The sequence below is a fragment of the Rhodovarius sp. genome, from assembly GCF_040399605.1.
GTDB classification, from domain to species: domain Bacteria; phylum Pseudomonadota; class Alphaproteobacteria; order Acetobacterales; family Acetobacteraceae; genus Rhodovarius; species Rhodovarius crocodyli_A.
In genome coordinates this window covers 22,722-34,417 of record NZ_JBBARU010000031.1, presented here as the reverse complement: position 1 = coordinate 34,417, position 11,696 = coordinate 22,722, and the positions used below count along the sequence as shown (strand labels likewise).

Genomic DNA, 11,696 nt, shown 5'->3' with positions numbered 1-11,696 from the left:
CATTGGCCGCGTGACTCAAACCAAACAGCCTCCGGCAAAACCGGGGCGGTTCACATCAGAGAGCTCACCGGAGGGCACTAGCGGCAGAACCAAGTTGAAGTGCTTGTCAGTGTTCTCCAGCACGGTCACCGCCATGCCAGCCGGCACATCGATACCTTCAGCCTTCAACGCGGCGGCCGGGTTAGCGATCAGTGCTGCCTTGAAGGCAGGGTCACGCCATGCCTTGGCGATGATCTTGCCAAATTCGTTGTCATTCTCAGGCATGGGCTGTCTTTCAGATTTTGCAGACAAAAGGCTCTTTTCGTTAATTTGAGATTATCAGGCTTTTGGATGCTTGGGAATCAGAAAGGTGCTGCAAAACCGAGAAACCGATTTTCCATTTCTGCAGGGAAGGAAAGGGCTACGCCCATCGAGTCCCACGGCCCGAGCAATGGCCGGTGTGTCGGTTGTAACACCCAGCTGGACCAGCCCCAGGGAGAGGGCTGCCTGCCGGTATGTGGTGGCATGGTGATGGTTGTGGTTTGCCCTGAGGGCGGCGGTGATGGCGGTGGCGGCTGTTGGTGGATGAAAATATGCATCGCGAAGCGCGATGATCGCCTTTTGCGATAATGCCAGCAGGCTTCGGGAATGATGGGGCATGCCCAAGGCGGAACTGCTCCACCAGGGGTTTTGAGGGGCTGGTCCCTAGCTTCCCACCTATCAACGGCAACGCCGCTGGTGGCCTCCCTCCCACCTGGGTGGGGGCATTCTCCTTGAGCCCCACGCTGCCATCATTGGTATTATTGTGGTGGCCAGGGAGCCATGGCGATGCGACGCCTTTGGCCATCTGCTCTAAAGGCGGGGGCGGTGAGCGTAGGTTGCGCCGTCACCAACTTCAGCCAGATGTTTGTTTCCACTGGTGCGTCGGTGTCACAGTGGCTGGGGAGTGAGGAGATCCGGCGCTAACGCTCACAGGGTAAGCGTTGAAGGCCGCTTGCTTACTGGAGACTCAAGATTCAGCCCTGGGTCTGTGTAAACGATTGAAAACACTGGCGCGCCCGGGAAGACTCGAACTCCCAACCCCCAGATCCGTAGTCTGGTGCTCTATCCATTGAGCTACGGGCGCGTGACCGTTGCACGGTGTGACGGCGAAATAGCGGAGGGGGGGTGGCCATGCAACCCCCGCCAGCCGGTTATCCCAGGTGTTTTTCCAATTCGCGCAGAACAGCCTCGCCCATCACCGCTGTTCCCACCCGCGCACGGCCAGGTTGCATGATATCGGCGGTGCGCAGGCCAGAGGCCAGCACGCGTTCCACCGCGGCTTCAATCGCCGCAGCATCCTCATCCATGCCGAAGGAATAGCGCAGCAACATCGCGAAGCTGAGAATCTGCGCGCAGGGGTTGGCGATGCCACGGCCGGCGATATCGGGCGCCGAGCCATGGATGGGCTCATAGAGCGCGTGGCGCCTTCCATCAGCCCCCAGCGCGCCCAGCGTGGCCGAGGGCAGCATGCCCAATGAGCCGGTCAGCGCCGCCGCTAGGTCGCTCAGCAGGTCACCAAAGAGGTTGCTGCCAAGGATGACGTCGAACTGCTTGGGCCGGCTGGCCAATTGCATGGCGCAATTGTCGGCATACATGTTTTCCAGCTCGACATCGGCGTATTCGGCGGCGTGCACCTCGCCCACCACCGCGCGCCAAAGCCGGCCCGATTGCATGACATTGGCCTTCTCCACGCTCGTCACCTTGTTGCGGCGCTTGCGGGCCAGGTCGAAGGCCACGCGGGCCACGCGGGCGATTTCATCCTCGGTATAAACCTCGGTGTCGATGCCAACGCGGCGGCCTTCGGCATTGGTCGAAATGCCGCGCGGCTCACCAAAATAAATGCCGCCCGTGCTCTCGCGCACGATCATGATATCGAGGCCGCGCACCAGATCGGCGCGCAGCGAGGAGGCTTCGGCGAGCGGCTCCATCACCACGGCAGGGCGGAGATTCGCGAAGAGTCCCAACTCCTTGCGCAGCCGCAAAATGCCCAGTTCGGGGCGCTGCTCGAAGGGCAGCTTGTCCCATTTCGGGCCGCCCACGCTGCCGAAGAGCACGGCGTCGGAATGCTTTGCAGCGGCGACCGTGGCATCCGAGCAGGGCGTGCCATTGGCATCGATCGAGGCGCCGCCGACGAGGCCCTCCTGCACATCGAAGGAGACGGCGCGGCGCACCTGCATCCAATCCATCACGCGGCGCACTTCGCCCATGACTTCGGGGCCGATACCATCACCGGGCAGCACCAGCAGTTTTTTATTCGCGGCCATGGGGTGTCGTTCCTTCAGGCGAAGAGCCAGGGCGCTTCGGCGCGCCGCTTCGCTTCATATTCATCAATGGAGGGGGCGTGCTGCAGGGTCTGGCCAATATCGTCCAGGCCATTGAGTAGGCAGTGCTTGCGGAAGGCATCGACCTCGAAGGGGATTTCCTCGCCGGAGGGGCGAACCACCACTTGGCGCTCAAGATCCACCGTCAGCCGGGCATTGCCGCCCATCTTGGCGTCTTCCATCAGCTTTTCGCAGATCTCGCGCGGCAGGCGGATCGGCAGGATGCCGTTCTTCGAGCTGTTATTGTGGAAAATATCAGCGAAATCGGGCGCGATGACGCAGCGAATACCAAAATCCAGCAGCGCCCAGGGCGCATGCTCGCGCGAGGAGCCGCAGCCGAAATTCTCGAAGGCGATGAGAATTTCAGCCTTCCGATAGGGCTCCTGGTTCAGCACGAAATCAGGCTTCTCCGAGCCATCCTCATTGAAGCGCATGGCGTGAAACAGGTTTTTGCCGAGCCCCGTGCGCGCGATGGTCTTGAGGAAGCGCGCGGCGATGATCTTGTCGGTATCGACATTGGCCATCGGCAGGGGGGCGGCAACGCCCGTCAGTGTGGTGAAGGCTTTCATGCGGAGAACTCCCGAACATCGGCCAGATGGCCCTTGATGGCGGCGGCGGCGGCCATGGCCGGAGAGCACAGATGGGTGCGCCCACCCGGCCCCTGCCGGCCTTCGAAATTGCGGTTGGATGTGCTGGCCGAGCGCTGCCCCGGGGTCAGCTTGTCGGGGTTCATGCCCAGGCACATCGAGCAGCCAGCCTCACGCCATTCAAAGCCGGCATCGAGCAGGATGCGGTCCAGCCCCTCGGCCTCGGCCTGCTTCTTCACCAGGCCCGAGCCGGGCACCACCAGCGCGCGCACATGCGCCGCCACCTGGCGGCCTCGGGCGATGGCGGCGGCGGCGCGGATATCCTCGATCCGGCTATTGGTGCAACTGCCGATGAAGACGACATCCACCTTGAGATCAGTCAGCTTCTGGCCCGGGATGAGGCCCATATACTCGACCATGCGGGTGAGCTGCGCGCGGCGCGTCTCATCCCTGGCATCGGCGGGGTTGGGCACCACGCCGGTGATGGGCAGCACATCCTCAGGGCTGGTGCCCCAGGTGACCTGCGGGGTGATATCCTCGGCGCGCAGGCTTACTTCCTTGTCGAAATGTGCACCAGCATCGCTGGGCAGGCTGCGCCACCAAGCCACCGCACGCTCCCACGCCTCGCCCTTGGGGGCGTGCGGGCGGCCTTCGGCATAGGCGATGGTGGTCTCATCGGGCGCCACCATGCCGGCCCGCGCGCCGGCCTCGATGGACATGTTGCACAGCGTCATCCGCCCGGCCATGTCGAGGGCGCGAATCGCCTCGCCGGCATATTCGATGACATGGCCGGTGCCGCCGGCGGTGCCGATCTTGCCGATGATGGCGAGCGTGATGTCCTTGGCGGTGCAGCCCGGCGGCAGCACGCCATCGACGGTCACGCGCATGTTCTTGGCGGGCTTTTGCAGCACCGTCTGGGTGGCCAGCACATGCTCGACCTCGGAGGTGCCGATGCCAAAGGCCAGCGCGCCCATCGCGCCATGCGTCGAGGTGTGGCTGTCACCGCAGACAATGGTCATCCCGGGCAGGGAAAGGCCGAGTTCGGGCCCGATGACATGGACAATGCCCTGCCGCTCATCGAGCAGCGGGATATAGGGCACGTTGAATTCGGCCACGTTCTTTTCGAGCGTCTCGACCTGCAGCCGGCTTTCCGGGTCTTCAATACCCGTGCGGCGCGAGGCGTCGGTGGCGATATTGTGGTCCACCACCGCGATGGTGCCATGCAGGCTACGCACCTGGCGCCCGGCCACGCGCAGCCCCTCAAAGGCCTGCGGGCTGGTCACCTCATGAACGAGATGGCGGTCAATATACAGAAGTGCCGTGCCGTCCTGCAGGGTTTCCACCACATGGGCGTCCCAGATCTTGTCGAACAGCGTGCGTGGCTGATTGGCCATGTGTTTCCCCGGAGCAGAGCGCGACCCGGGGCGCGGCGCCGCGGGGCCTGGATATGGAAAGGGGCCGCCGAGGCGACCCCTGTTTTGGGCTTATTCTTCGGCCGGTGCGGCGGGTGCGGCGGCCTTGGCCGGCTTCATGCCCAGCTTCTCGGCGATGCGGGCCGACTTGCCGGTGCGGCCACGCAGGTAATACAGCTTGGCGCGGCGCACCTTGCCGCGGCGCACCACCACCAGCTCGGCAATGGCCGGCGAGTAGAGCGGAAACACCCGCTCCACACCCTCACCATAGGAGAGCTTGCGCACGGTGAAATTGCTGTGCAGGCCGCGATTGGAGCGGGCGATCACCACGCCTTCATAGGCCTGGGTGCGGGTGCGCTCACCTTCGACAACCTTCACCATGACGCGCAGCGTGTCGCCGGGCGAGAAGTCGGGAATGGCGCGGGCGGCGGCCAGCTTTTCCTTCTGCGCCGCGTCGAATTGCTGGAGGAGGTTCATCGTCAGTTCCTTTTCTTCGGCGGGGTATATGCGAGCTGTGAGCCTTGCGCAAGCCCGCTCTCCGCGTTTTGTAGGAATTCAGTCCAGAGTTCCGGACGGCGGGTTTTTGTCGCCTGCTCGGCCTGCGCGCGGCGCCATTTTTCAATCGCCGCATGGTGGCCCGAGAGCAGTTCGGCCGGCACGGCACGGCCATTCCAATCGGCGGGGCGGGTGTATTGCGGGTATTCCAGCAGGCCGGCGGAAAAACTCTCCTCCACCGCGCTGTCAGCGCCACCCATCACGCCGGGCAGCAGCCGCACACAGGCGTCAAGCACCGCCAGCGCCGCCAACTCCCCACCCGAGAGCACAGCGTCACAGAGCGAAATCTCGCGCATGCCGCGCGCCTCGATCACCCGCTGGTCCATCCCCTCATAACGGCCGCAGAGCAGCACCAGCCCGGGGCCTGCCGCCCATTCGCGCACCATGGCCTGGCGCAGCGGTTCGCCGCGTGGAGTGAGGCAGAGCAGGGGGCGCCCGGCCGGGCGCGCCGCCTCGATCGCGGCATCGAGCACATCGGGGCGCATCACCATGCCCGCACCGCCACCGAAGGGCGTGTCATCCACCTGGCTATGCCGGCCCAGCCCGTGATCGCGGATATTGACCGCATCGAGCGACCATTTTGCCTCGGCCAGGGCGCGCCCGGCCAGCGAGAGCCCCAAGGGCCCTGGGAACATCTCAGGAAACAGGGTCAGAACGGTGGCGGCAAACATCAGCCCTGCTCTTCGCCCAGCACCTCGGCGGGGGGCTCCACCACCACCCGGCCGCCGGCAATATCGACCACCGGCACGGCGATGCGGGTAAAGGGCACCAAGCGCTCAGGGGGGCCGGAGAGAATCAGAAACGGCCCGCCGCCATGATCCTCCACCGCCAGAACATTGCCATAGGCCGTGCCTTGCGCACCCTCGGCGCGAAGGCCCACCAGATCGGCGAGGTAGAACTCATCTTCCGCTGCCGCTGGCAGCCGCTCACGCTCGACATAGAGCTTGGTGCCGGTGAGGCGGGCCGCAGCATCGCGATCAGCCACACCCTCCACCGCCACCACATCCTGGCCGCGTGGGAGCAGCACGAAGGCTCGCCCCTGGGCATCGACCAGCGGATTATACGCCGTCACCGCAGCCTCGGAGAAAGCGCGCACCCGCATGAGCCCGCGCACGCCGTGTGGCCGGCCCAGTTCGGCTATCAGGACCAATGCCAAAATGCGCTCCTTGGAGGCGGTGGGGCGGGTGGCCTGTCAGGGGCTTTGCCCCCGACACCCCCACCAGGGCCGACCCGGCCCTGGACCGTGATTTAATTGAGGCGGGTGGAGGAGGCCCGCCGAACCCACTCAGCCGCCTGCGGCGGCGGCGCGTTCCTGCGCCTTCTTCTTTGGCGCGGACTGAATGGGCTGCTCGCGGAAGACGGGCATCGGCGCCAGGCCGGCCTTGCCGAGGAACTTGGCCACACGGTCGGTGGCGAGCGCGCCTTCCTTCAGCCAATGGCTGATGCGCTCATCCTTGAGGCGCACGCGGTCCGCATGGTCGGAAGGCAGCATGGGGTTGTAGCTGCCCACGGCTTCAATAAAGCGGCCATCGCGCGGCGAGCGGCTATCGGCCACCACGATGTGGTAATAGGGGCGCTTCTTGGCGCCGGCGCGGGCGAGGCGGATTTTCAGACCCATAATCGTATCTTTCCTTCAGAATGGTCGCTTATTGCCAAGGCCGGGCATGAGGGAGGCGAGGCCGCCCCGCATCATGCCTTTCTGGCCCATCTTGCTCATCCGTTTCATCATCACGGACATGTCGTCGAACTGCTTGAGCAGCCGGTTGACGTCTTGCACCTGCACGCCCGACCCGGCCGCGATCCGCTTTTTGCGGCTGGCCTTGATGATGTCGGGCTGGCGGCGTTCCTTCGGCGTCATCGAGGAGATGATCGCCGCCTGGCGGGCCAGAATCTTGGTGTCGAGATTGGCATCGGCGAGTTGGCTTTTGATTTTGCCCACGCCGGGCAGCATGCCCAGAATGCCCTGCAGATTGCCCATCTTGCCGATCTGCTTGAGCTGATTGGCATAGTCTTCCAGCGTGAAGAGGCCCTTCTGCATCCGGGCCGCCATCTTCTCGGCCTCGGCCTGGTCGATGGTCTCGGCCGCGCGCTCGACGAGGGAGACGATGTCGCCCATGCCCAGAATGCGCGAGGCGATGCGGTCAGGGTGGAAATCCTCCAGCGCGTCGAGCTTTTCGCCGGCACCGAGCAATTTGATCGGCGCGCCGGTCACCGCGCGCATCGACAGCGCGGCACCCCCGCGCGCATCGCCATCCACCCGGGTCATGACAATGCCGGTCACGCCCACCTTGGCCTGGAAGGCGGTTGCGGTGTTCACCGCGTCCTGCCCGGTCATGGCATCGACGACGAGCAGGGTTTCGTGCGGGTTGGTGGCGAGCTTGACCGCCGCCACCTCATCCATCAGCGCATCATCGATCGCCAGACGGCCGGCGGTGTCGAGCACCACCACGTCGAACAGCTCGCGCCGGGCCATGTCCATGGCGCGCGCCGCAATCTGCATGGGCGATTGGCCTGCGATGATCGGCAGCGAAGTGACGCCCACCTGGCCCGCGAGAGTGGCCAGCTGCGCCTGGGCGGCGGGGCGGTGCACGTCCAGCGAGGCCAGCAGCACTTTTTTCTTGTCGCGGTTTTTCAGCCGCAGCGCGATCTTGCCCGAGGTCGTGGTCTTGCCCGAGCCCTGCAGGCCCACCATCAAAATGGCCACCGGGGCGGCGGCATTGAGGTCGATGCCAGTGGGCGCACCAGCGCCGCCCAAAGCCTCGACCAGCGCGTCATTGACGATCTTGACGACCTGCTGGCCCGGGGCGACCGAGCGGATCACCTCCGCTCCCACGGCGCGCTCGCGCACTTTCGCCACGAGGTCGCGCACCACGCTCAGGGCGACATCGGCTTCCAGCAGCGCCACGCGCACTTCGCGCAGCGCCTCGGTCACATCGGCTTCAGACAGTGAGCCGCGTCCCCGCAGCCTGTCGAACACCGCACCGAGCTTACCGGATAGCCCCTCGAACAAAGCCCACTCCAAACGCAAACGCGCCGCTGCGCGAAGCCTCGCGGAGCGACGGGGCGACCCCACCAGCGGGGCGGCCTTCACCGGGCATCACGGCCCGTACGGCGGGATTAGGCCCGACCGCCCCGGGCGTCAAGCCAAGCCTTCAGCGCGGTGGCAGCTTCGCGCCCAGCCAGCCTATCACTTGGCGCACCGCGGCCCAGGCCTGGCGCTCCAGCATGATGTCGTGCCCGGCGGTGGGGAACATCACGCAATCCCCGCCCAGCCAGGCGGCGAGATCGGGCTGCGGCGGCACGGTGGAGCCATCCCGCCCGGCGCCGATGACGAGGCTGGGGCAGGTGATCTCACCGCGGGCCAGCAGATTGGGCCCGCGCGGCGCATTGCGGGTGGCTGGGCTCTCGCCGGTCATCAAATCCAGCGCCCATTCGAGGATTTCAGGCTCGACATCAGCGAACCACATACGCGCCGCCTCCTCGCGCGTGGGCAGCATGGCCCTGTTGGGGTCTATCTCGATGCGGGTGCCGCCCACCTCATCGGCACCGGTGCTGGCCACCGGGATCAGCGCCGCCGGGCGCAGCATTTTTGCGGCCAACTGCGCCACAATGCCGCCCAGGGAGTGGCCTGCCAGCACCAAGGGCCGGCCGGGCAGGGTGGCTGCCACCACCGCCACCCGGGCGGCGTAATCACTGGGGGTGAGGGTCAGAAACTCGGCCTCGGGCAAAAAGGTGGCCGCGGTGTGGTTGGGCATGGAGAGCGCATGGGTGGCATAGCCCGCCGCCGCCAGCGCCGGCTGCCAGAAGCGCCAGGCCCAGAAGCCATGGCAGGAGCCAGGTATCAAAATAATATCCGCCGCCGGTTTGGCATGGCGGGAGGAGAGGCTGGCCACGAAGGTGTCGCCAATGATCCGTCGGTCATCAATGAAGTCGCTGAGCATGCCTTAGCTTCGCTTTTCGTCGGGGTTCAGGTCAATGGTCGAGCGGGCACGCCGGCCATGGAGGCACCCGGGGCGACATCGGCCACCACCGCCGCGCCGGCGCCGATCACCGCCCCCGCGCCCACCACAATCCCGGGCCGCACCGCCGCCCCGGCGCCCAGCAAAGCGCCAGCGCCGAGGCTGGCATGGCCGGCCAGCACCGCGCCGGGGGCGGCATGGCTGGCCTCGCCCAGCACCACATCATGATCGGCGATGGCGCCGGTATTGAGGATGGTGAGCCTCTCCGCCCGGGACAGGGTGCCCAGCACCGCGCGCGCCATGACCACCGCGCCGGGGCTGACCACAGCGCTGGGCGCCACAAAGGCCGCGGGATGCACCAGGGCGGGCAGCGCGAAACCCAAGGCCTGCAGCCGCGCGCCGATCCGCGCCCGTGCGGCATTATCGCCCACCGCCACGCAGGCGGCTTGCACGCCCTGGCGGCGCAGCGCCTCCAGATGCGATTCATCGCCCAGCAGCGGCAGGCCCATCAGGCGGGGCGGGCCGGATTGCGCCACCACCCCCAGCAATTCAAAGCTGCCCAGCGCCTGGCACAGCTCGATCAGCACCCGGGCATGGCCGCCTGCGCCAATCATGATCAGTGTCGTCAATGCACCACCCGCCCGAACATCGCCTGCAAGGCCAGATAGAGCACGCCGCCGGCGACAAACCCCACCAGCGTGCCATTCACCCGCACGAATTGCAGGTCTCGCCCCACCCGCAATTCGATCTTGTCGGTGATCTCGGCGGTGTTCCAGGAGGAGACGACCTCGCCGATGAAATTCTCAATGCGGGCCTGCGCCGTGGGCAGCAGGGCGATGAGGATGCTTTGCAGGCCCTGGTTGAGGTGGTCGCGCGCGGCAGCGTCCTCGGCCAGCAAGGTGCCGGCATTGGCGAAGGCGGCTTCCAGCAGGGCCACGCTGCGGCCATTGGGGTTGGCGGCATCCTGCGCCAGGGCATCGCGCAGCCGTGCCCAGACATCACCCAGCCAATGCGACACGGCGGGGTGCTGCAGCGCGCTGCGAATCGCCCGGCCCAGGGCGGCGGCGCGCGCGGGATCGGTCTCCAGCCGGGTGATCTCGGCTTCGATCCAGGCCTCGAAGCCCTGGCGCAGCGCGCTATCGGCCGGCTCCACCTTGTCCAACTCGGCGTTGATCACGGCGAGGATTTTTCGCGCCGTATAGGCACCCGCCATCCAGCCCACCAGGGCGCCGCCCTCGTCGCGCACCCGGGCCGCGATGGCGGATTTCAGCTGCTCCTCCTTGCCCAGCATGATGGTCTTGAGCTGGGCGATGGCGGCATCGAAGACCGCCTGATGGCGGCCGCTGGCCAGCAATGCGCGCAGCGCGCGGGCCACCACCGCCGCTGCCCCGGGGCCGCCCGCCATGCGCGGCAGCAGCCGGGACATCAAGCGCCGGGCGCGGCCATCCTCCAGCGTGGAGAGCAGCCGGGGCAGCATGCGCGCCAGGGCCTGCGCGGCTGGGCGGGTGGCGGCGGGGTCATTGAGGAAGCCGCGCAGAATCTCCGAGAGATCCAGCCCGCCCAGCACCCGGCGCAGCTCGGCCTCGGTAAACACCTGATTGGCGACGAAGCGCCCGAGCCCGCGTCCCAGCCGCTCCTTCTGCGCCGGAATAATGGCGGTGTGCGGGATGGGCAGGCCGAGCGGGTGACGAAACAGCGCCGTGACCGCGAACCAATCCGCCAAGCCGCCCACCAGCCCCGCCTTGGCGGCGGCGGCCAGCAGATCAGCCCCCTGGCTGGGCGGCAACGCATAGGCCAGCAGGGTGAGCCCGGCCATCACCACCAGGAGAAATCCTGCAAAAGCCCGATGGCGCCGCAGTGTGGCGCGCAAAGCCGCATCATGATCCATGCCGAACATATGGATCGTGATGCCTCCACTAGCCAGGGGGGAAAACAGGGGCTGGTGAAGTGGCGGTGGCGTTGTTATATCATATCACGATGACAGACCCGCTCTCCCTCTCCGCCGGTATTGGCGCGCGGCTTTTTGCTGCGGCGCTGCTGCTGGTCGGGCTTTGGGCCGCGGTCGCCTGGGCTTTGGCGGCATGAACCCGCATAGCGTTTCACTCAGCAATGTCACCATTGCCCATGCCGGCCGGCCGGCGGTGCATCATGTGACGGGCGAATTCGCACCCGGTTCGCTCACCGCGCTGGTTGGGCCCAATGGCGCGGGCAAATCCACCCTTTTGCGGGCGATTGCCGGGCTGCATGCGCCGGCGGAAGGGCGCATTGCCAGCACCCCTGGGCAGATCGCGCTCCTGCCGCAACAGGCGGGGATGGATCGCAGCTTTCCCATCGCCTGCCTTGATGTCGTGCTGTTCGGGCTGTGGAATTTGGCCGGGGCCTTCGCACCCGTCAGCCACGCCCAGCGTCATCGGGCGGAGGATGCGCTGGCGGCGGTTGGCCTATCGGGCTTTGCCCGGCGGCCGGTGGGCAGCCTCTCGGCCGGGCAGTTCCAGCGGCTGCTCTTTGCCAGGCTGCTGTTGCAGGACGCGCCGGTGCTGCTGCTGGACGAGCCTTTCAATGCGCTCGATGAGCGCACCGCCGCCGATATGCTGGCCCTGTTGCGCCGCTGGCATGGCGAGGGGCGGACGATCATCGCCGTGCTGCACGACATGGAATTGGTGCGGCGGGAATTCCCGCAGACGCTGATGCTGGCGCGCGACTGCCTGGCCTGGGGCCCCACCGCCCAGGTGCTGACGGCGGAAAATCGCCTCCGGGCGCGGCGCATGGCCGAGGCATGGAGCGAGGCGGCCGAGGCTTGCCACCGGGCAGCCTAGCGGGGGGAGCCTGAGAGCGGACGCT

14 protein-coding genes and 1 tRNA gene are annotated in these 11,696 nt (G+C 66.6%); 1 reads left to right on the top strand and 14 read right to left on the bottom strand.

Annotated elements, in window-relative coordinates:
- Nucleotides 1–15: 15 nt before the first annotated feature.
- From ABWP84_RS10015 to ABWP84_RS09950, 14 genes are all read right to left on the bottom strand, one after another.
- Nucleotides 16–264 carry an NHLP leader peptide family RiPP precursor gene (locus ABWP84_RS10015; RefSeq protein WP_353211879.1) on the bottom strand — a complete coding sequence of 83 codons (249 nt, stop codon included), beginning with the start codon at nucleotides 262–264 and terminating at the stop codon, nucleotides 16–18.
- Nucleotides 265–318: 54 nt separating this feature from the next.
- A complete protein-coding gene (locus ABWP84_RS10010; protein WP_353211878.1) occupies nucleotides 319–645 on the bottom strand; it encodes a hypothetical protein in 327 nt (108 codons plus the stop codon).
- A 384-nt stretch (nucleotides 646–1,029) separates the two neighbouring features.
- Nucleotides 1,030–1,105 (bottom strand) — tRNA-Arg (locus ABWP84_RS10005).
- 67 nt (nucleotides 1,106–1,172) lie between these two features.
- The gene (gene leuB, locus ABWP84_RS10000; protein WP_353211877.1) at nucleotides 1,173–2,285 is read right to left on the bottom strand and encodes a 3-isopropylmalate dehydrogenase; all 1,113 of its coding nucleotides are present in this window, start codon (nucleotides 2,283–2,285) and stop codon (nucleotides 1,173–1,175) included.
- A gap of 14 nt (nucleotides 2,286–2,299) precedes the next feature.
- Nucleotides 2,300–2,911, bottom strand: a complete 612-nt coding sequence (gene leuD, locus ABWP84_RS09995) for a 3-isopropylmalate dehydratase small subunit (RefSeq protein WP_353211876.1) — start codon at nucleotides 2,909–2,911, stop codon at nucleotides 2,300–2,302.
- Entirely contained in the window at nucleotides 2,908–4,323 is a 1,416-nt protein-coding gene (gene leuC / locus ABWP84_RS09990) for a 3-isopropylmalate dehydratase large subunit (protein ID WP_353211875.1), read from the bottom strand. The genes leuD and leuC overlap by 4 nt, the downstream gene beginning before the upstream one ends.
- 90 nt (nucleotides 4,324–4,413) lie before the next feature.
- A complete protein-coding gene (rplS, locus tag ABWP84_RS09985; protein WP_353211874.1) occupies nucleotides 4,414–4,818 on the bottom strand; it encodes a 50S ribosomal protein L19 in 405 nt (134 codons plus the stop codon).
- 2 nt (nucleotides 4,819–4,820) lie between these two features.
- Complete coding sequence (gene trmD / locus ABWP84_RS09980) at nucleotides 4,821–5,570, bottom strand: tRNA (guanosine(37)-N1)-methyltransferase TrmD (protein WP_353211881.1); 750 nt, start codon at nucleotides 5,568–5,570, stop codon at nucleotides 4,821–4,823.
- The gene (gene rimM / locus ABWP84_RS09975) at nucleotides 5,567–6,052 is read right to left on the bottom strand and encodes a ribosome maturation factor RimM (protein WP_353211873.1); all 486 of its coding nucleotides are present in this window, start codon (nucleotides 6,050–6,052) and stop codon (nucleotides 5,567–5,569) included. The genes trmD and rimM overlap by 4 nt, the downstream gene beginning before the upstream one ends.
- 129 nt (nucleotides 6,053–6,181) lie before the next feature.
- Nucleotides 6,182–6,514 (bottom strand): 30S ribosomal protein S16, encoded by a 333-nt coding sequence (rpsP, locus tag ABWP84_RS09970; protein ID WP_353211872.1) that lies wholly within the window; start codon nucleotides 6,512–6,514, stop codon nucleotides 6,182–6,184.
- Between the two features lie 15 nt (nucleotides 6,515–6,529).
- On the bottom strand, nucleotides 6,530–7,906 hold the full coding sequence (gene ffh / locus ABWP84_RS09965) for a signal recognition particle protein (RefSeq protein ID WP_353211871.1): 1,377 nt from the start codon (nucleotides 7,904–7,906) through the stop codon (nucleotides 6,530–6,532).
- Nucleotides 7,907–8,048: 142 nt separating this feature from the next.
- Nucleotides 8,049–8,837 (bottom strand): alpha/beta hydrolase, encoded by a 789-nt coding sequence (locus tag ABWP84_RS09960; RefSeq protein WP_353211870.1) that lies wholly within the window; start codon nucleotides 8,835–8,837, stop codon nucleotides 8,049–8,051.
- Between the two features lie 26 nt (nucleotides 8,838–8,863).
- Nucleotides 8,864–9,484 (bottom strand): NeuD/PglB/VioB family sugar acetyltransferase, encoded by a 621-nt coding sequence (locus ABWP84_RS09955; protein ID WP_353211869.1) that lies wholly within the window; start codon nucleotides 9,482–9,484, stop codon nucleotides 8,864–8,866.
- Nucleotides 9,481–10,752 carry a DUF445 domain-containing protein gene (locus ABWP84_RS09950; RefSeq protein WP_353211868.1) on the bottom strand — a complete coding sequence of 424 codons (1,272 nt, stop codon included), beginning with the start codon at nucleotides 10,750–10,752 and terminating at the stop codon, nucleotides 9,481–9,483. Before ABWP84_RS09950 ends, ABWP84_RS09955 begins: the two co-directional genes overlap by 4 nt.
- A 184-nt stretch (nucleotides 10,753–10,936) precedes the next feature.
- Here ABWP84_RS09950 and ABWP84_RS09945 point away from each other — a divergent pair, with 184 nt between their 5' ends.
- The gene (locus ABWP84_RS09945) at nucleotides 10,937–11,671 is read left to right on the top strand and encodes an ABC transporter ATP-binding protein (protein WP_353211867.1); all 735 of its coding nucleotides are present in this window, start codon (nucleotides 10,937–10,939) and stop codon (nucleotides 11,669–11,671) included.
- Nucleotides 11,672–11,696 lie beyond the last annotated feature (25 nt).